Below are 18,193 nucleotides of genomic sequence, written 5' to 3'. Positions count from 1 at the left end.
GGGCTCGGGTTTGAGTTCGGGGCCGGCGTGGCTGGAACCCTGAGCGGGTTCCAGCCCGTCGCGTGTTCGTGTGCGTGCGTTCAGGCCGCGGTGTGCTGCCGGGCCGGGACCCAGCAGCGGATGATGTCGCGGACCGAGACGATGCCGATGGGGCCGCCCTGGTCGAGGACGATGAGGTGTCGGAATCCGCCGTGGGCCATCGCGCGGGCGGCCTCCTCCAGGGTCCAGGACGGCGTGGCGAACACGACGTCGGTGGTGGTGTGGGCGTGGGCCCGCTCGGTTTCCGGGTTCTGGCCGAGACCCAGGGAGTTGAGGATGTCGCGCTCGGTGAGGATGCCGATCCCGCCGGCATCCGGGTCGAGCACCACGGCCGCGCCGATCCGCCGGGCGGACATCAGGGCGGCGGCCTGACGGAGGGTGTGGTCGGGGCCGATGGTGAGGACCACCGTGCTCATGGCGTCGCGGACGAGCATGGAGTGCAGCCACCTCCTAGGGAACCCATGTGCTGGATAGTTCATGGATTCACAAATGCACAAGTGAGGGAACTCTCAGGGTGGCAGGTAAAGGGGAGGTCAACAAGAGGGCGCGCGTCGCCAGTTCGGGGCGCCCAGGACCACTGGGGCGGCCCTGTGCGCCTCAGTACCGCTGGTTCAGATACCCCAGCAACTCGTCGTGGAGCAGCCCGTTCGAGGCCGCCGCGTTGCCGCCGTGCGGGCCGGGACGGCCGTCGAGGCCGGTGAAGGTGCCGCCCGCCTCGGTCACGACGATCGCGTTGGCCGCCATGTCCCACAGGGACAACTCGGGCTCGGCGCAGATGTCCACCGAGCCCTCGGCGACCATCATGTACGGCCAGAAGTCGCCGTACGCGCGCGTGCGCCACACCTCGCGGGTGAGGTCCAGGAAGCCGTCCAGCCGGCCCTGCTCCTCCCAGCCGCTCAGGGAGGAGTACGCGAAGGAGGCGTCGGACAGCGTAGCGACCCGTGAGACATGGAGGCGGGAGGCCGAGGACAGGCTGCGGCCGGTGAACGCGCCGTGGCCCTTCGCCGCCCACCAGCGGCGGCCGAGCGCGGGGGCGGAGACGACGCCGACGACCGGCTGGTAGCCGCCCTCGCCCGCCTCCATGAGGGCGATCAGGGTCGCCCAGACCGGGACGCCGCGGACGTAGTTCTTGGTGCCGTCGATCGGGTCGACGACCCAGCGGCGCGGGCCCGTGCCCTCGATGCCGTACTCCTCGCCGAGGACCGCGTCGCGCGGCCGGGCACGCTGGAGCTGGCCGCGGATCAGCTCCTCGGCGGCCTTGTCGGCCTCGCTCACCGGCGTCATGTCCGGCTTCGTCTCGACCTTGAGGTCGAGGGCCTTGAAGCGGTCCATGGTCGCGGCGTCGGCGGCGTCCGCGAGGACGTGGGCAAGCCGCAGGTCATCGAGATAGTCGGGCATGTGCGAACCGTATCCGGCGGGTCATGGATCCGGCCATACGGCCCAGCGGATCGGCGGAACACCGGAACTCACGGCAAAGCCGCAGGCAGCGGGTCGGAGGGTTCCGGCGTGGGCCGTGCCGGGGCGCGGATCGCCGTCGTGGCCCCACGGGGAGGTGTACGACACTGTTTGGCACGCGTCGTGCCGAGCACCCGTTGAGTGTGCAACCTGCTCCAAGTCACCCCACTCCAGGCCGTCCCGACCGCCATCGCACGCCAGGTTCGATCACATCCCGTCGCCCCCGCGCACGTTGGCCGAAGACACGCCCCCCGGCGCCGCCGCGAACCCTTGACAGTGCGTTGGCACGCGTCAAATCTGAGCTGCACAGCGGCTGTTCGACAGAGGGAGGCGATGATGCCTGCAGCGCGGGAATCCCTACTGGACGCCGCCTACACGGCGCTCGGACGCCGTCCGTGGACCGCCGTGCGCATGGTCGACGTCGCCGCCGTGGCCGGAGTGTCCCGGCAGACGCTCTACAACGAGTTCGGCAGTAAGGAGGGGCTCGCGCGCGCCCTGGTGCGCCGGGAGGCCGACGCCTATCTCGCCGGTGTCGACCGGGCGCTGGCCACGCGGACCGAGGTCCGCGAGCGCCTGGCCGCGGCAGCCGAGTGGACCGCGTCCTCCGCGCGGGACAACGCCCTTGTCCGGGCCATGCTCACCGGCTGCTGGAGCGAACGCCTGCCCGCGCCCACGCTCTCCGCGGTGCCCTCGTCCTCGGCGGTGCCCGCGCAGCGCCGCGCCGACGGCCCGCTGCCCTCGCCCGCCGACTTCGTGGCCCTCGTCCGCGACCGCGCGGTCGCCGTTCTGTCCGCTCCGGGCACCCCCAAGTCCGACACGGCGGAACTGGCCCGTTCCTGCGAACTCGTCGTCCGCCTCGCCCTGTCCTGTGTGGCCGCGCCCCCGGGGGAGGGCGGCGTCACGGACCTGGTGCACACCGTCCTGCAGCGGCAGCCGACGCGGGCGGGCGGACCCCAGGTGCGGTCGATATCCCGCTGAGCGTCGGCGAGTGACGACGACGCGGCTGGGTTCGCCCCTGCTCGAGCGGCTGGGCTCCCCTGCTGGCCCTAGTGGGCCGAACCCGACAGTTGGAGCCCGATGACCCCCGCGATCACCAGGGTGATCGAGACGATCTTCAGCACGGACACGAGGTCGCCGAGGAAGACCATGCCGTAGATCGCGGTGCCGGCCGCGCCGATACCGGTCCACACCGCGTACGCGGGCCCCACGTCGAGCTTCTTCAGGGACAGGGTCAGCAGGCCGAAACTGCCGAGTGCGAAGACGCAGAACGCGATCGTCGGCCAGAGTCTGGTGAAACCGTGCGAGAGCTTCAGGCAGACGGCGAAGCCGGTCTCCAGCAACCCCGCAACGATGACCAGCAGCCACGCCATGTCTCGTCCTCCCGCGTCCCCACGTTCCGTGACCGCTTCGTCTGACTTGCATCGGCTCGGTGTGATCGGTGCGATTATGCACTTACCGGTGTGGTACGGGTGCAAACAACGCGGAGGTCAGTCCCCTTCCCGTCAGTCGCCTTCCCGCCGCTCCCGCGTGGCCAGCAGCCGGCGCAGGGAGTACAGCCGTGCGGGATCCGCGTGCCCCTGGGCCACCCACTCGTCCAGCGCGCAATCCGGTTCGTCATGACTGCACGCACGCGGGCAGCCCTCGGTTCCCGGTTCCAGGTCCGGGAAGGCGTGGATCACCCGGGACGGATCGATATGGGCCAGCCCGAAGGACCGTACGCCCGGGGTGTCGACGACCCAGCCGTCCGCGCCCGTCAGGGGAAGCGCGAGCGCCGAGGTCGTCGTGTGGCGGCCGCGGCCCGTCACCGCGTTGACATGTCCCGTCGTACGGCGGCGGTCCTTCGGCACCAGCGCGTTGACCAGGGTCGTCTTGCCGACTCCCGAGTGACCGACGAACGCCGTGATCTTGCCGTCCAGCTGCTCCCGTACCCGGTCCGCCGCATGGCCGTTCTCCAACTCCTCGCGGCTCGTCACGACGTACGGGATGTCCAAGTCCCCGTACAGCTCGAGGAGTTTGTCGGCCGGGGCGAGATCCGACTTGGTCAGCACGAGCAGCGGGTCGAGGCCGCCGTCGTACGCCGCGACCAGGCAGCGGTCGATGAGGCGCGGGCGCGGCTCGGGGTCGGCGAGGGCGGTGACGACGGCGAGTTGGTCGGCGTTGGCGACGACGACACGCTCGTACGGATCGTCGTCGTCGGCCGTACGCCGCAGCACCGAGGTGCGGTCGGCGATACGGACGATACGGGCGAGGGTGTCCTTCTTGCCGGACAGATCACCGACCAGGGCCACCTGGTCGCCGACCACCGCGGCTTTGCGGCCCAGTTCACGGGCCTTCATCGCCAGGACCACGCGGTCCTCGACAAGACATGTCAGCCTGCCGCGGTCGACGGTGAGGACCATCCCGTCGGCCGCGTCCTCGTGCTTCGGGCGGATGCTCGTACGAGGGCGGTTGCCCTTGCGGTTGGGACGGACCCGGACGTCGTCCTCGTCGGTGTGCTTGCCGTAGCGGCGCATGATCCCGGTCCGCCCGTCAGTTCCCGAGCATCCCGGTCCACAGGTCGGGGAAGTCGGGCAGGGTCTTGGCCGTCGTCGCCACGTTCTCGATCCGCACGTCCTTCACCGCGAGGCCGATGACGGCGCCGGCGGTGGCCATGCGGTGGTCGTCGTACGTGTGGAAGACACCGCCGTGCAGCGGCCGCGGGCGGATGTGGAGGCCGTCCGCGGTCTCGGTGACATCGCCGCCCAGTTCGTTGATCTCCTTGGTGAGCGCGGCCAGCCGGTCCGTCTCGTGCAGACGCAGATGGGCCACGCCCCGCAGGGTCGAGGGCGAGTCGGCCAGGGCGGCGACCGCCGCGATGCCCGGGGTCAGTTCGCCGACCTCGCTCAGATCCACGTCGATGCCGTGGATTGCGCCCGACCCGGTGAACTCCAGCCCGTACTCGGTGAGTTCGCAGGAGCCGCCCATCTCGGTGAAGATCTCGCGCAGTTGGTCACCCGGCTGGGTCGTGCGGGCCGGCCAGTCGGGGATGAGGACCTTGCCGCCGGTCACCAGGGCCGCCGCCAGGAACGGCTGGGCGTTCGAGAGGTCCGGCTCGACGGTCAGGTCACGGCCCAGGAGCGCGCCCGGCGTGACCCGCCAGACGTTGGGCTCGCCGCCCGACTCCGGGGTGTCCACCTGGGCGCCGACGGAGCGCAGCATGTCGACGGTCATACGGATATGCGGCATGGAGGGCAGCGTCGAGCCGATGTGGCGCACCTCGACGCCCTGGTTGAAGCGCGGCCCGGAGAGCAGCAGGGCGCTCACGAACTGGGAGGACGAGGACGCGTCGACCTCGACCGGGCCGCCGTCCAGCGCGCCTGAGCCGTGCACCGTCAGCGGGAGTGCGCCCCGGCCGTCGTCGTCGATACGGGCGCCGAGGGCGCGCAGCGCGTCGATCACACCGTGCAGGGGGCGCTCGTACGACCGCGGGTCGCCGTCGAAGCGGACGGGACCGTCGGCGAGGGCGGCCACGGGCGGCAGGAAGCGCATCACGGTGCCGGCGTTGCCGACATCGACCGTGGCCGGGCCGAGCAGGCCCGCGGGGAGCACGCGCCAGGCCTCGCCGGTGCCGTCGGGACCGCCCGCGACGGAGGAGCTGGAGGACACGGTCTCCTCGATGCCCACGCCCATCGCGCGCAGCGCGGCCGCCATCAGCAGCGTGTCGCGGGAGCGCAGCGGGCGGCGCAGCCAGCCCGGCTCGGAGGCGAGGGCGGCGAGCACCAGGGCGCGGTTGGTGACCGACTTGGACCCGGGCACGTGGACCGTCGCGTCGACGGCTCCGCTCGCGTGCGGGGCGGGCCAGAGGGCGGTGTGTGCGTTGTTCGGGGCCATGGGCCCCACTTTAGTGGTCGGCCGTCGTTCGGGTGCGCGCCGTTGTGGCTGGTCGCGTCGGCGCGGTGGGGCCGCACAGCGGCACGGCGCCGCGCCCCTGTGACGTGGCCCCGGGGCGCGTCACACCTCCAGCAGCCACCTGCCCCCGCCCATCAGCGAGCACAGCGAGACCACGTGGAACATGGCCAGCCACATTCCCGCCGGTACATGGGTCAGGCGGGCCAGCTGGTCCGCGTCCGAGTCGCCCGCCCCTCCCCGGCGCCGCTTGGTCTGGAGTTCGAAGGCCGGCCGTACACCGCCCAGCAGCAGGAACCACACCACCGCGTACGCGAACGCCGCCTGCACCTGGGGCCCGGCCAGCCAGGAGACCACCACGAACGTGCCGCCGGTCAGCACCACCGTGAGCGCCCCGTACGCGTTGCGGATCATCACCAGCATGGCCACGAGGAGGATGGTGGCCAGCCACAGCAGAGCGGTGATGTGCCCGGCGGCGAGCAGCGCGGCACCGCCGAGGCCGAGCAGCGGGGGAGCGGTGTAGCCCGCGGCCGCCGTGAGGATCATGCCGAGCCCGGTGGGCTTGCCCCGGCTGACCGTGAGGCCGCTGGTGTCCGAGTGCAGGCGTATGCCCGTGAGGGTGCGCCCGGTGAGCAGCGCGACCAGTCCGTGGCCGCCCTCGTGGGCGATGGTGATGGCGTTGCGCGAGAGCCGCCAGATGCCCTGGGGGACGACCGCGGCGAGCGCGGCGACCGCGGTGGCGATCACGACCCAGAGGTCGGGGTCGGGCTGGCTGCCGAACACCTCGTCCCAGAGGTCGGCCAGCGAGGTGGTGTCCATGTAGTGCTTGGCTCCCTTTGGTGGCATCGATGGGGCGGCGTGCGGCGCCCTGGTTGAGGGGCGGCGGTCGGGTGACGGGTGGGCCTGGCAGTGTGGCACGTATACGCGGACGGTATCTGAGACGCCGAGGTGGCAGCGATCGTTCCTGACGTAAACGTGCAGGTCACAGCATTAGAGCCCCGGAGTGATCCGGGGCTCGTGCTCTACCCGTGCCGGCTGTGTGCCGACCAGGAGGCACCTGTGATCAAGCGGACGTCCTGGCCGTCGCGCGCAGCGGACCGGGAACACGACACAAGCGCTCTGGGGGCCCTCGGTCCGAGGGCCCCCAGAGCGCCAGATGTGTTCAGGGACTTGTACGCGTGAAAATCAGGACCCCGGGTAACGGGTCCATCCCTGGCCCGGCACGTTCACCTCGTGGCCCCACTTGTTTACATAGCGGAAGCTTCCGCAGTCGGCCTTGCTCTTTCCAGTTCCAGTAATGGCAGGACCGTATTCGGTTCCGGTGCTCGCACCATTTTCATTCGTGCATGTCACATATGCGCGAACCTTACGGCCGCAAGGATTACTGGTCACGTTGAGCGTAAAGGTTTGGCTCCCGGGACTGCCGGAAGTTCCTACCGTACAGCTCGGGTCGGCCTGTGCGGTCGACGCCAGCACAGGGATGCTGCTGACGGCCATTATGGCTGCTGCTGCAGCAATGGCGCCCTTCCTGGTGATCGTCATGATTCTCTCCTGGACGTTGGATGAAGGGCGTTGGGGAATGTGCCCACGAGTCGAAGAAATTAGGAGGGTGGCTCTGCGGATGTCAAGGGGAAATCCGGAGTGAGGCTTCGGCTCTGTTTGCGCCCAGGATCCGTTGTGTCAGTCGAACATGATGATGACAGGGATCTGACATTGATATGACACCGGCCATGTGTAGCTTGATCATCGCTGGCGAAACATGGCCCATCGATCTTCAGGTTGGAGTTCCTGGTGAGTTCGGTAACAGTGAACCGGTCGGAAATGCATGTCACGACTGCTGACGCGCAGAAGATGTGGGAACTGTCCGTCCAAGCCGCCAAATTACCTGGCGCCGAAACGGCTGAGCTGGCCGACCTTCTCCTGGACGTACCGGTGGCCGTACGGGATGGGCTGCTGAACTTTGCAGAGGGCGGTTCACGCGAGGGCTACATACTTCTGCGAGGACTTGTGACGGGCGAGCTTCCCGCCACGCCCGACCGGCATGGGGCCCAAGTGCTCGAGCGGCACGGAACCTCGGGCACGCTGATGCTTGTCGCGGACCTGGTCGGATCGCTCATCGGATACCAGGACGAGAAGAACGGAGCCCTCATCCACGAGGTACACCCGGTCAAGGGTGAGGAAACCCGCATCGAGAACAGTGGCTCCGTCGCGTTCGACTTCCACACCGAGAACGTTCACCACCCTTTGCGCCCTGACTTCTTGGGCCTGCTCTGTCTCCGACAGGATCACGACGGGGTGGCGGCCACTCGTGTGGCGTCCGTTCGTGAGGCCCAGGACCTGCTGACCGGCGAACAGCAAGAGGTCCTGCGGGACGCTCGCTACAACAGCGCGTATCCGACCTCCTTCTCCCGGAACATCGCGGGTCCGCGGCCCACTGCCGGCCCGCACCCGGTGCTCTTCGGCCGCGACCCGGACCTCTTCATGCGGTTCAACTCCCACAACACCACGGCGCCTGACCCGGAAGGCGCCGAGGCCCTGCGCGCTCTGTCGGCGGCGCTGGAGTCAGTGTGCAAGGACGTGGTGCTGGAACCGGGGGATCTGGTCCTGGTCGACAACCACATCGCCGCGCACGGCCGCTCCTCGTTCACCCCGCGCTACGACGGGGAGGACCGTTGGCTCCGTCGCTGCTACTCCCTGCGTGCCGTGCCGCGTTGGGCGGAGCGGATGATGTCGCGCAAGCGAGTCATCCCCGAGCTGGCGAAGATCGCCGGAATCTTCTGACAGTCCAGGAACTCTGACAGTCCAGGAACTTCGACAAGCATCGGATCGACAGCCATGGAACTCGCTTTGGATGCCATAGACGTGGCGGGCCTCATGACTGTGGCCGCGGCTGCGGGGTGGGTGGACGCTGTCGTCGGCGGCGGTGGCCTGCTCCTCATACCTGCTCTTCTGCTGTCATTTCCCCAGCTGTCACCGGCGGTGGCCTTGGGAACCAACAAGCTGACAGCCATCACCGGGACTGCTGTGGCGGCGGTCACCTACGCGCGACGGACGAAACTGCCGCGATCGGTTGCGGTGCCGGCCGCTCTCCTCGCTGTACCGGCAGCCGGCTGTGGAGCCCTTGCCGCATCAGAAGTGCCGGCGGACTGGTTCCGTCCTGTGGTCATGGCGCTCCTGGTGGCTGTCGCGGTCTTCGTCGCCATGCGTCCGAAGTTCGGAGCCCTGCAGGACACGGACATCGTGACGAGGCGCCGTCGCCTCACAGCAATCGCCATCGCAGGCTGTGGGATCGGCTTTTACGACGGCGTCTTCGGTCCCGGAACCGGAACATTCCTGATTCTGGTCTTCACGGGTCTCCTCTCACTTGAGTTCCTGCAGAGCTCCGCCTTGGCGAAGATGGTGAACGTCGGGACGAATCTGGGTGCCCTCATCGTCTTCGCCCTGCAGGGCCAGGTGCTCTGGTTGCTCGGAGCAGCCATGGCGGTGTGCAACGTCGTCGGGGCTGCCGTAGGTGCACGGACTGCCCTCCGGCGCGGTTCTGGATTTGTACGCATCGTCCTGATCGTGGCCGTTACGGGAATGGTGCTGAAACTGGGTTTCGATCAGTTTGGATAGCGTCCGATGTATCTGAGGAACCAGGAATTCGATCCGCAGGGCAGGTCGCTGCCGAACTATGTCGCCCTGGATAAGCAATATGACGCGGATCGGATGCGGTCCGAGCTGGCCGATCTCTCGAGTCGCTCTGGGATTTCGCTCTCTGCAGCGAGCGGCCGACGCGTTGTTCCCCTGCGGAACATCGGTGGAGACGCTTACCGTACGGACTCCGGTGGACCCAGCTTGCTCGGCTTTCAGGACACACCGTGGATAAGTCATCTACCGTACTTCAGGCAGATCCTGGAAGAATTGCCTGCGCCAGTACGTGCAGCGCGACTCTGGGCTGTCGGCCCTGGAACCCGAGACATGACCCTGCAATCCGCAAAAATGGGGCCGCCCTGGGGGCTGTGTCGCGTGCATCTTCCTGTCACGGGGAGCCCAGGGGCCCGAGCGGTATTCTTTGGTGAGCACTGGCACTGGCCTCCGGGAACGCTTTGGTTTGCGGCGGCCTGGCGTGAGTACGCACTTGCCAATTCCGACTCATCCGATCTGGTGCACCTGATCGTCGACCTGTGCCACACGAGTGAGCTCGGGAATCTTTTTCCGTCGGAGTTGCGTAAGAAGTTGGCTGGGCGGCATGCCCTGCGGCTCCGCCCAGCGATACCTCTGCTGGAATCTGATGCGGCAAAGTACCGGTGCAGCTTCGATTTGCCTGAGTCGTTCTCCAATTGGGAGACGCCTGGATACCGAATACTGTCCGAGAAGTCGGGCGTAACAGTTCCTGCGGAGATCGAGTTTCCTTCGGGTGCTCCGGTGTTAAAACTCGCTGGACGTCCTTTCGCGGCCCTGGAGTACCTCGGAGAAGGAGAGTTCAGACTTCAGGGTTGGAGTGACGAACGCACCATCCAAGTACGGGAGCCGGCACCGGCGACTGTCCTTCTCCACCTTCGTGAGGGAACGGCGGCGTACACAGTTGACTGTCCCGCCGTGCAACGTCACTCGACCTGAAGGGTGTGTTACGGGCTGGAGGCCGAAGAGGGCTCGCCTTCCCCGATCAGGACTCAAGCCGGCCGCAGCGCTGTCAGCGCTGCCTGGAATCGCTTTGCATGGGCCCGCGCACCCATACGGTGGCAGATGGAGAGTCCTTCGGCCAGCAGCGCTGATGCCGTATCAGTGTCCTTCTGTTCTTTCTTCACGGACGCAAGTCCGAGAATCACGAACGACTCGAGTAGCGGATCCTGGATTCTCCTGGCGAGGTCTCGAGCCAGGGAAAGGCGTGACTCTGCCTGAGTGAGTTCATTGTGGTGCAGATCCAGCTGACCCAGACCGTAGAATGCGTAGCATTGGCCGCTCAGGTCGCCGTTGCGTAATGTGGCCTCCAGTCCCCAGGTGAATTCTTCAGCGGCTTGCTCCAAGTTTCCGCTGAAGAGGTGGTACTCGCCCAGACTGAGTCGCACTTGCGCCGCGCTCCGGCCCTCGAATCCATCCACGACTGTTCTGGCCTCGAGTAGGAATTTTTCTGCCTGCTCGTACTCTCCGGTCTCCAGGAAGGTCTGCCCCATCCAGCGCAATACCTGACCCTGCGCCTCGATGTCATGGGCCCTCTGCAGTATGGGCAGACAGACATCCCATCTGCTCAGTGCCTGCGCGAATCTTCCTTGTACGCGGTCCGCACAGGCCGCCTTGCGTAACGCCAAGGCGTGTCCGTGATCGTCGCCCACTTGCTCGAACAGCCTCTGGGATTCTTCGAGCAGGGGTATGGCCTGCTCGTAGTTGCGCTTGGTGAGGTAGAGATCTCCAAGACCCAACAGCATGGCAGCTGCCCCTCGCTCATTCCCGCGCACCCGAGCGGCCTCCAGAGCGCCTTCATGCGTACTCTGCCAGTCATCGAAATGAAAGCGGAGGCTGAAGAGACAGCGGCTCGTGGCCGCCAGATCCCATGACAGTTCGTCCTGGCCCTGTTCGGACAACTGCTGGCAGAGTGCCGTGATGGTGCCACGGTCGGTTTCGTACCAGTTGAGGGGGTCGCTGCCGACCCGGTCGAGGATCTCGGATGGCACCGATGGCGGCTGGGCCAGGTTGTGAACGACAGCGAAATCTCCGCCGCACACGGCACGGTGGGCACGGTTTGCCAGTGCCAGCGTGGTCAGTCCGAGGCGCGTCAGGGCAGCTGTTCGCTCCTCACGGGGCTCCAGATCGGTCACCTGCTCAAGTGCATAGAGGCGGACCAAGTCGTGCATCCGGTAGCGATGTTGTCCGGCGTCCTCCGGACTCACCACATCGATCAAGCGCGCGTCGAGCAGTTCCTCCAGCAGATCTTCCGCCTCGGGGAGCGGCAAATCCGTGAGAGGGGAGCAGACCCACTCCGCGAAGTCGGCTGCTGTCACAAGGGCCAATCGACGGAAGAGCTTCCGGGCTGCTGGGCTTATCCCTTGGCGAGACAGCTCAAGGTTCGCCCTCACCTCAAGGCTCTCGTGAGTCAGTTCGTCAAGGCGGCGCCTCTCGTCAGCCAGGCGCAAGGACGCCTTCCGGAGCGACCAGTGTGGCTTGGACGCCAGCTTCGCTCCCAGAATGCGCACTGCGAGCGGAAGACGTCCGCAGTATTCGATCAACTGCAGAGCAATATCAGGCTCAGCGGATATACGCTGATCACCAACCAGTCGGCCAAGCAGGGTGACTGCCTGCGTCTGATGGAAGACGTCCAGTTCCAGCACATGGGTACTGGGTAAGGTCGTGAGTCGTGCGCGGCTGGTGACAATCACTGCGCATGTGCCCGTTCCGGGTATGAGTGGCAGCACCTGGTGGGGATCGCTTGCGTCGTCCAGCACAATGAGTATGCGCCGGTCAGCGAGGAGACTCCGGAACACCTCCGCACGTTCGTCCAGTGCTTCAGGAATCGGCCCCGGGAGCCGCAGTTCACGGAGAAAACGAGCAAGCGCCTCGTCGGGTGACACCGGGTCGTCGCTCATCCCACGCAAGTTCACATAGAGCTGACCATCGGTGAAGACGGAACGCAACTGATGGGATGAATGGACGGCCAGAGCGGTCTTTCCGGTTCCGCCAGGGCCTACGAGTGACACCAGTGGTACGGATCCGGATGCTGGTACGAGGAAACTTTTTATCCTGTTGATCTCATCGACGCGTCCAGTGAATTCGGCGAGGTCACTCGGCAGTTGGCAGGGGGCACTGGAAGCCGGCTTGGCCCCGGTCGGGGGAAAAGTCGACTGCTGACGAGGCGCGGAGAATTCGGAGCCGCGCAGAATTTGCTGATGAACCTTCTGTAATTCCTCTCCGGGGCTCACGCCGAGTTCGTCGCGTAACAGTGCGACAGTGTCGCGATAGATCTGTAGAGCGTCTGCCTGGCGTCCGGATCGAGCTAATGCCTGCATAAGGGTGACACGGGGATGCTCCAACAGCGGGTGCTGCTGGGCAAAGACCGTCAGTTCGGCGATCAGTTCTTCGTGCTGACCAAGGGCGAGCTGAATGCTGGAGCAGAGGTTGCGCAGAGAGACGTACTCCTCTTCCCATCGGTGCACTTCAGGAGCCCATATGCGGCGGGAAATTCCGGAAAGGACAGGGCCGCGCCAGAGCGATAGAGCTTCCTTGACGAGGGGAAGAGCCGACAGTGGATCGTCTGCGTCTATATGCGTCTGTGCCAGGGATCGAAGCCGGCGGACCGTCGATGTATCGAGTCGTACTCCTTCCGCGACGAATCTGTAACCGGGTGATTGAGTGATCAGGAGCTCCTTGTTGACTCCGAACTTCCTGAAGCTTCGCCTGAGCATGGATACGCATGCGGCTACCTGATTCGATGGATCGGAAGGTACGGCGTCTTCCCAGATGCTCTCGACCAGATGCTGCACCGGCACGATTTCGTCGGCTCGTAAGAGCAGTAATCCCAGTGTTGCTTGCAGGCGTGGTGCTCGGAGTTCCATGCGGCGGCTGCCGACTTGAATATCCAGCGGGCCGAGAATTCGAATCTCAAGGCCGCTGTTTTCCGGGAGCGAGGTATCCAGCATGAATCTACCTTTTGGTGCCTTTTTATGGAGGTTCTTTGGTGTCGAGTAATGCTTGTTCGTTGTTGGATACATATATCAAAAGCCAAGGAGATTGGTCAGGCTGGTGGCGCGGGCGGCGCGGATGCGGTCCTCGGCGCGGGCACGTCGGCGGTCGCTCACGCCCCGCGCCACTGGTGCGCCACGACGGCGCTCGGCAACGGTCTGTCACTCTTGGACGTGTCCCGGTGCTGACCGAGGTGGCATGATCTGGCGTTTCCGCAGGTAGGAGGGGTGGTTTCAGATGTGCGGACGGTATTCGGCGAGTCGTGGGGCAGAGGATCTCGCAGGAGTCTTCGAGATCGAGAAGTGGGAGCCCGAGGAGACGTTGGCGCCCGACTACAACGTGGCTCCGACGAAGGAGGTCTACGCGGTCCTCGACCGCCCGCTCAAGGACGCCGACGACAAAGAGCCGGTTCGCCAGCTCCGCAGGCTGAAGTGGGGCCTCGTTCCCTCCTGGGCCAAGTCGCCCGAGGGCGGCGCCCGGATGATCAACGCCCGCGCCGAGACCGTCCACGAGAAGCCGTCGTACCGCCGCGCCTTCGCCGCCCGGCGCTGCATCCTGCCCGCCGACGGCTACTACGAGTGGGTCACCGGCCAGCAGGAGCGCGACCTGGAGGTCGAGGGCAAGAAGAAGCGGCCCCGTAAGCAGCCGTACTTCGTGCTCCCCGCCGACGGCTCGGTGTTCGCGATGGCCGGGCTGTACGAGTTCTGGCGGGACAGGACGCTTCCGGACGACCACCCGCAGGCCTGGTGGGTCACCTGTTCGGTCCTCACGACCGAGGCCGAGACCACGCCGCTCGCCGTCGCGCCGGCCGAGGGCCCGAGCGCCCTGGCCGACATCCACCCCCGGATGCCGCTGATGCTCACCCCGGACCGCTGGGACGCCTGGCTCGACCCCGCCCTCACGGACCCCGGCGATCTCCGGGAACTGCTCGCGCCGCCGCCCGCCGGGCTGATGCGCGCGTACCCCGTGTCCACGGCCGTCAGCAACGTCCGCAACAACGGCCCGGAGCTGCTGAAGGAGCTGGAGGGGCCCGAGGAGGGCACACTCTTCTGATGTGACGGAGATCATCAGGACGAGCGGGACAAGCGAGACGATCGAGACGGACGCGGGGACGGCCCGTGTCACCTGGCACCGGGCGGAGAAGGCGCGGCTGCTCCTCGCCGTCGGCCATGGCGCGGGCGGAGGCATCGAGGCACGCGACCTCCAGGCCCTCGCCGGGGTCCTGCCCGCGCACGGTGTGACGGTCGCCCTCGTCGAGCAGCCCTGGCGGGTGGCGGGGAAGAAGATCGCACCGGCGCCCAAGACGCTGGACGCGGGCTGGCGCGGCCTGTGGCCCGCGCTGGCCGGGGCGGGCCTGCCGGTGATCGCGGGCGGGCGGAGCGCGGGCGCCCGCGTGGCCTGCCGTACGGCGCGGGAACTGGGCGCCGTGGCCGTCCTCGCCCTGAGCTTCCCGCTGCACCCACCGGGCAGGCCCGAGAAGTCCCGCGCCGAGGAGCTGCTCGGCGCCGGGGTGCCCACCCTGGTGGTGCAGGGCGGGAACGACCCGTTCGGGAAGCCGGAGGAGTTCCCCGACGGGGCCTACGAGCTGGTGGAGGTGGAGCACGGCGATCACGGTCTCGCCGTACCGAAGCGGGCGCCCCTGGGCCAGGACGAGGCCGTGAGGATCGTCACCGACGGGGTGACGAAGTGGATCGCGTCACTCGGGTGAACGAAGCGTGGGCCCCGTCACTCGTGGTGAAGGGCGGGAATGCCGGAGCCGGGTCCACTGTTGTGCGGATCAGACAGCGCGGAGCGCGCTGGCCGCTTCGTACGAGAGGAAGTCCGCCGCATGGGTTCGACCATCTGCCCGAGCCGCAGCAGCGCCACCGATCTGGACTGGACGGTGCTGCACGCGGCCAAGACCGCCCCTCTCCGGCGGACGGGCGGACACGAGATTCCTGCAGCCCCCACCGAGGGTCGTCTATTCTCCGATTCGAGTGGGACCGGTTTCGGTTCCGCCACATCGTTGGAGGAGGTGGGTCCGGTCACTGGGACCGACGCGGGGACCGATCACGGTCAGGCGGAGCAGCCCGAGGGCCATGGCACGGGTAGGGAGTCGGCCTCGGAGCGCAACGCGCGCTTCGAGCGGGACGCGCTCGAGTTTCTCGACCAGATGTACTCGGCCGCGCTGCGTATGACGCGCAATCCGGCCGATGCCGAGGACCTGGTGCAGGAGACGTACGCGAAGGCGTACGCGTCCTTCCACCAGTTCCGCGAGGGCACCAACCTCAAGGCGTGGCTGTACCGGATCCTCACCAACACCTTCATCAACTCGTACCGCAAGAAGCAGCGCGAGCCGCAGCGCAGCGCGGCCGAGGAGATCGAGGACTGGCAGCTCGCGCGCGCCGAGTCGCACATGTCGACCGGTCTGCGCTCCGCCGAGTCGCAGGCGCTCGACCACCTGCCCGACTCGGACGTCAAGGAAGCGCTGCAGGCGATTCCGGAGGAGTTCCGCATCGCCGTCTACCTCGCGGACGTAGAGGGCTTTGCGTACAAGGAGATCGCGGACATCATGGGGACACCCATCGGTACGGTGATGTCCCGGCTGCACCGAGGCCGCCGTCAACTGCGCGGCATGCTGGAGGACTACGCCCGTGATCGTGGGCTGGTCCCGGCCGGCGCCGGAGAGTCCAACGAAGCGAAAGGCTCGGGCTCATGAGCTGCGGAGAGCCGCACGAGACGGATTGCAGCGAAATCCTCGATCATCTCTACGAGTTCCTGGACCGTGAGATGCCGGACGCTGACTGCACCAAGTTCGAGGTCCACTTCGAGGAGTGCTCGCCGTGCCTGGAGAAGTACGGGCTGGAGCAGGCCGTGAAGAAGCTGGTCAAGCGGTGCTGCGGGCATGACGACGTACCGAGCGATCTGCGGTCCAAGGTCATGGGGCGGATCGAGATGATCCGCTCGGGGCAGGCCGTGCCCGAGCATGACGTGACGGCGACGCCGCAGGAGTCCTGACCCGCCTGACAGGAGTTCTGACGTTCTGACGTGCCTGAGCTGGAGTCCTGACGTACTGATCCTCGTGTGATCCGTGGATCACGACGGTGCGTGTCCGGGGCCGGGCCGCGGGGTGACCCGGGGTCCGGCCCCGGCTTTTTCGGCCGTTTCGGCCGTTCAGACCTCCAGGCCGTTCTCGATCCGCTTCAGACCGTGCCGGGCCAGCGCGAGGTTGCTGCGGCTCCGGTCGAGGGCCAGGTAGAGGAAGAGCGTTCCCTTGCTGCTGGTGAGCGGCCGGATCAGGTGGTACTGCTTGCCCAGCGTGATCAGGACGTCCTCGATCACGTCGTCCATGTCCAGTGAGGCCAGGGTGCGCATCTTGGCGCGTACGACCTCGGTGTTGCCCGCCGCCGCGAGCTCCAGGTCGAGGCCCTGGCCGCCACCGAGCGTGCCGAGTGACATGCCGCTTTCGTAGTCGACGAGGGCGACGCCGAGCGCGCCTTCCACCGACATGGCTTCCTTGAGCGCGGTCTCGATGTTCATGCTCTTGCCTCAATTCCTCGGTGCTGCTGACCGGTCGATGCCCGGCCATCTACGATCGAACGCAAGCGACCAGTGGGTCACGAACGATCAACTTTGTGGCGAGTTATGGAAGTTGACGCTCAAAGTACTGTGCGGCACAGGGAGGTGGAGGGGGAATGGGGGAAAAGACGACGGCGCTCCAGGCCTCCCTGGACCGGCTCCTCGAATCCCCCGGGGTCACCGGCGTCGCTCTCGTCGACGCGGTCACCGGCCTGACCTATGGCGCCGCGGGAGACATCGCCGAGGCGGGGGACGGGACGGACGTCTCCGAACTGGCCGCCCTCATCGCCGAACGGCTGGGCGCGGCAGGGGCCGAGGGAGAGTTGGAAAGCGTGGTCACCACCAGCAGGAAGCGTCAGCAGGTGCTGTTCTCCGTGGTGAGACCGGCGGGTGATCCGCTGGTCCTGGCGGCCGGTCTCGACCGGGACCGGGCCAACGCGGCGCTGGCCCTGCGCGGTCTGGGGGACCGGGCCGGAGAGGTGCTGGCGTGACGGCCCCCGCGGCACGCAACGTGCCCGCGCTTCTCATGGGTCTCCGCGAAGAGGGCTTCAGCGGAACGGTGCGCCTGTCCGGCTCACCGGGAGGCGCGATCCACGTGCGGAACGGGCTGGTGGGCGCGATCGACACACCGGGAGCGCCGACGGTGACGTCGACACTGCTGACCTCGGGCCGGATCGGTGACGAGGCCTGGCTGGCCGCCTGCGCCGTGGAGTCCGACGCGGACCGGCTGGGCGGACAGCTGGTGTCCGCCGGACTGATCGGCGCCGCCGAACTCGAGGTCGTCTGTACGGCGGCCGTCTTCGACGCGGCGTTCGCCCTGGGCCTGAGAGCCCCCGGTGGCTGGGAGCTGAGCGACCGGGAGCCCGCGCTCGTCGCCCGGCCCGGGGTGGAGCCACGGCAGCTGACCGAGGAGACCTCCCGGCGGATGACACTGCTGTCCCGGCTGTGGGGACCGCCGGGGGGACTGGCCAGGGTCCGGCCCGTGGCGGCCGCGGGGGCGGGGACACGTCGGCCGGAGGGCGCGCTCGCGCGCCGGCACCAGGACGTCCTCGACCACGTCAACGGGCGCCGTACACCACGCGATATCGCGTTCGCACTGGGGCGCGGACTGTACGCGGTGATGCTGGACCTGGTCCGTATGGAAGCCCTCGGCCTCGTCCAGCTGGACAGCAGTACGACTTCCGACGGCCGGCCGAGCACCGCCCCGCGCGCACCGCGGCGCGAGACCTCCACCGAGACCTCCACCGAGACCTCCACCGAGACCTCCACCGAGACACCCGCACCGAAGGCCGCGCCCCTGCCGAAGCGCAGACCCGGCGGCGCGATCCCCCCACAGGACGCCGGACAGAAGGGCGGGTAGTGAGTCCCAAGAGAAAACGGGCGGCGACGTCCCGTCGGCGGACCACGGGCGCCCGCCCCGGGCGGGCTCCGACCTCCAGACGGAAAGAAGCCACCCAGCAGGACAACGAACAAGACACGACCGCGAAGGAAAACGAACAGACCGCGTCCCCGAAGGGCGACGAACAGACCGCGACCGCGCAGGAGAACCAAGAAGTCGCGGCCAAGAACGAACAGAACGATCAGAAGGAACAACCAGAGG

The 18,193-nt window shown here is 67.3% G+C and carries 18 protein-coding genes; 10 read left to right on the top strand and 8 right to left on the bottom strand.

The genetic code is table 11. The features are described from left to right. Positions 1-80 precede the first annotated feature (80 nt). Positions 81-473 carry a CBS domain-containing protein gene (locus FNH04_RS21695; protein ID WP_152786742.1) on the bottom strand — a complete coding sequence of 131 codons (393 nt, stop codon included), beginning with the start codon at positions 471-473 and terminating at the stop codon, positions 81-83. A gap of 163 nt (positions 474-636) precedes the next feature. Next, on the bottom strand, positions 637-1,437 hold the full coding sequence (gene hisN, locus FNH04_RS21690; protein WP_152786740.1) for a histidinol-phosphatase: 801 nt from the start codon (positions 1,435-1,437) through the stop codon (positions 637-639). 393 nt (positions 1,438-1,830) lie between these two features. Here hisN and FNH04_RS21685 point away from each other — a divergent pair, with 393 nt between their 5' ends. After that, positions 1,831-2,472, top strand: a complete 642-nt coding sequence (locus tag FNH04_RS21685; protein WP_152786738.1) for a TetR/AcrR family transcriptional regulator — start codon at positions 1,831-1,833, stop codon at positions 2,470-2,472. Positions 2,473-2,540: 68 nt separating this feature from the next. Here FNH04_RS21685 and FNH04_RS21680 read toward each other — a convergent pair whose 3' ends face one another. From FNH04_RS21680 to FNH04_RS21665, 4 genes are all read right to left on the bottom strand, one after another. After that, on the bottom strand, positions 2,541-2,864 hold the full coding sequence (locus FNH04_RS21680) for a DMT family transporter (protein ID WP_152786736.1): 324 nt from the start codon (positions 2,862-2,864) through the stop codon (positions 2,541-2,543). Positions 2,865-2,996: 132 nt separating this feature from the next. Then, positions 2,997-4,007 (bottom strand): ribosome small subunit-dependent GTPase A, encoded by a 1,011-nt coding sequence (gene rsgA / locus FNH04_RS21675; protein ID WP_152786734.1) that lies wholly within the window; start codon positions 4,005-4,007, stop codon positions 2,997-2,999. Positions 4,008-4,023: 16 nt separating this feature from the next. Continuing rightward, positions 4,024-5,364 (bottom strand): 3-phosphoshikimate 1-carboxyvinyltransferase, encoded by a 1,341-nt coding sequence (aroA, locus tag FNH04_RS21670; RefSeq protein WP_152786732.1) that lies wholly within the window; start codon positions 5,362-5,364, stop codon positions 4,024-4,026. 120 nt (positions 5,365-5,484) lie between these two features. Next, on the bottom strand, positions 5,485-6,198 hold the full coding sequence (locus FNH04_RS21665; RefSeq protein WP_152786730.1) for a M50 family metallopeptidase: 714 nt from the start codon (positions 6,196-6,198) through the stop codon (positions 5,485-5,487). Positions 6,199-7,200: 1,002 nt separating this feature from the next. On the opposite strand from FNH04_RS21665, the gene FNH04_RS21655 reads away from it, so the two are divergent. Beyond that, on the top strand, positions 7,201-8,160 hold the full coding sequence (locus FNH04_RS21655; protein WP_228031547.1) for a TauD/TfdA family dioxygenase: 960 nt from the start codon (positions 7,201-7,203) through the stop codon (positions 8,158-8,160). A 54-nt stretch (positions 8,161-8,214) separates the two neighbouring features. After that, entirely contained in the window at positions 8,215-8,994 is a 780-nt protein-coding gene (locus tag FNH04_RS21650; protein ID WP_152786726.1) for a TSUP family transporter, read from the top strand. Positions 8,995-10,034: 1,040 nt separating this feature from the next. Here FNH04_RS21650 and FNH04_RS21640 read toward each other — a convergent pair. After that, complete coding sequence (locus FNH04_RS21640) at positions 10,035-12,992, bottom strand: AfsR/SARP family transcriptional regulator (protein WP_194236762.1); 2,958 nt, start codon at positions 12,990-12,992, stop codon at positions 10,035-10,037. Between the two features lie 280 nt (positions 12,993-13,272). Between FNH04_RS21640 and FNH04_RS21635 the strand changes: the two genes are divergently transcribed. From FNH04_RS21635 to rsrA, 4 genes are all read left to right on the top strand, one after another. Then, positions 13,273-14,088 (top strand): SOS response-associated peptidase, encoded by an 816-nt coding sequence (locus FNH04_RS21635; protein WP_152786720.1) that lies wholly within the window; start codon positions 13,273-13,275, stop codon positions 14,086-14,088. Position 14,089: 1 nt separating this feature from the next. Further along, positions 14,090-14,743, top strand: a complete 654-nt coding sequence (locus FNH04_RS21630; protein ID WP_322723482.1) for an alpha/beta hydrolase family protein — start codon at positions 14,090-14,092, stop codon at positions 14,741-14,743. A gap of 306 nt (positions 14,744-15,049) precedes the next feature. Continuing rightward, on the top strand, positions 15,050-15,733 hold the full coding sequence (gene sigR / locus FNH04_RS21625; RefSeq protein ID WP_322723481.1) for an RNA polymerase sigma factor SigR: 684 nt from the start codon (positions 15,050-15,052) through the stop codon (positions 15,731-15,733). Continuing rightward, positions 15,730-16,032, top strand: a complete 303-nt coding sequence (gene rsrA, locus FNH04_RS21620) for a mycothiol system anti-sigma-R factor (protein ID WP_152786716.1) — start codon at positions 15,730-15,732, stop codon at positions 16,030-16,032. Before sigR ends, rsrA begins: the two co-directional genes overlap by 4 nt. Positions 16,033-16,188: 156 nt before the next feature. Here the strand turns inward: rsrA and FNH04_RS21615 are convergent, their stop codons facing one another. Further along, positions 16,189-16,554 (bottom strand): hypothetical protein, encoded by a 366-nt coding sequence (locus tag FNH04_RS21615; RefSeq protein WP_152786714.1) that lies wholly within the window; start codon positions 16,552-16,554, stop codon positions 16,189-16,191. A gap of 155 nt (positions 16,555-16,709) precedes the next feature. Here FNH04_RS21615 and FNH04_RS21610 point away from each other — a divergent pair, with 155 nt between their 5' ends. The 3 genes from FNH04_RS21610 to FNH04_RS47805 all read left to right on the top strand — a co-directional run. Beyond that, positions 16,710-17,084: a hypothetical protein gene (locus tag FNH04_RS21610; RefSeq protein WP_228031546.1), complete on the top strand. Its 375-nt coding sequence runs from the start codon at positions 16,710-16,712 to the stop codon at positions 17,082-17,084. Beyond that, positions 17,081-17,953, top strand: coding sequence for a hypothetical protein (locus FNH04_RS21605; protein ID WP_322723478.1), 873 nt, complete (start codon positions 17,081-17,083; stop codon positions 17,951-17,953). Before FNH04_RS21610 ends, FNH04_RS21605 begins: the two co-directional genes overlap by 4 nt. Beyond that, positions 17,953-18,193: hypothetical protein (locus FNH04_RS47805; RefSeq protein WP_228031545.1), on the top strand; the 241-nt coding region annotated here is incomplete at its 3' end. The genes FNH04_RS21605 and FNH04_RS47805, both read left to right, overlap by 1 nt.

Source organism: Streptomyces phyllanthi, from assembly GCF_009377205.1.
GTDB classification, from domain to species: domain Bacteria; phylum Actinomycetota; class Actinomycetes; order Streptomycetales; family Streptomycetaceae; genus Streptomyces; species Streptomyces phyllanthi.
This window is presented reverse-complemented; position numbering and strand designations above follow the sequence as displayed.

What these genes read in the sequence shown, in the direction of transcription:
- FNH04_RS21650 (WP_152786726.1), top strand. Translation starts at nt 8,215, where the DNA reads ATGGAACTCGCTTTGGATGCCATAGACGTGGCGGGCCTCATGACTGTG.
- FNH04_RS21665 (WP_152786730.1), bottom strand. Translation starts at nt 6,198, where the DNA reads ATGGACACCACCTCGCTGGCCGACCTCTGGGACGAGGTGTTCGGCAGC.
- FNH04_RS21610 (WP_228031546.1), top strand. Translation starts at nt 16,710, where the DNA reads ATGGGGGAAAAGACGACGGCGCTCCAGGCCTCCCTGGACCGGCTCCTC.
- FNH04_RS21640 (WP_194236762.1), bottom strand. Translation starts at nt 12,992, where the DNA reads ATGCTGGATACCTCGCTCCCGGAAAACAGCGGCCTTGAGATTCGAATT.
- FNH04_RS21655 (WP_228031547.1), top strand. Translation starts at nt 7,201, where the DNA reads ATGCATGTCACGACTGCTGACGCGCAGAAGATGTGGGAACTGTCCGTC.
- rsgA (WP_152786734.1), bottom strand. Translation starts at nt 4,007, where the DNA reads ATGCGCCGCTACGGCAAGCACACCGACGAGGACGACGTCCGGGTCCGT.
- FNH04_RS21615 (WP_152786714.1), bottom strand. Translation starts at nt 16,554, where the DNA reads ATGAACATCGAGACCGCGCTCAAGGAAGCCATGTCGGTGGAAGGCGCG.
- rsrA (WP_152786716.1), top strand. Translation starts at nt 15,730, where the DNA reads ATGAGCTGCGGAGAGCCGCACGAGACGGATTGCAGCGAAATCCTCGAT.
- FNH04_RS21695 (WP_152786742.1), bottom strand. Translation starts at nt 473, where the DNA reads ATGCTCGTCCGCGACGCCATGAGCACGGTGGTCCTCACCATCGGCCCC.
- FNH04_RS21680 (WP_152786736.1), bottom strand. Translation starts at nt 2,864, where the DNA reads ATGGCGTGGCTGCTGGTCATCGTTGCGGGGTTGCTGGAGACCGGCTTC.
- hisN (WP_152786740.1), bottom strand. Translation starts at nt 1,437, where the DNA reads ATGCCCGACTATCTCGATGACCTGCGGCTTGCCCACGTCCTCGCGGAC.
- FNH04_RS21635 (WP_152786720.1), top strand. Translation starts at nt 13,273, where the DNA reads ATGTGCGGACGGTATTCGGCGAGTCGTGGGGCAGAGGATCTCGCAGGA.
- FNH04_RS21685 (WP_152786738.1), top strand. Translation starts at nt 1,831, where the DNA reads ATGCCTGCAGCGCGGGAATCCCTACTGGACGCCGCCTACACGGCGCTC.
- aroA (WP_152786732.1), bottom strand. Translation starts at nt 5,364, where the DNA reads ATGGCCCCGAACAACGCACACACCGCCCTCTGGCCCGCCCCGCACGCG.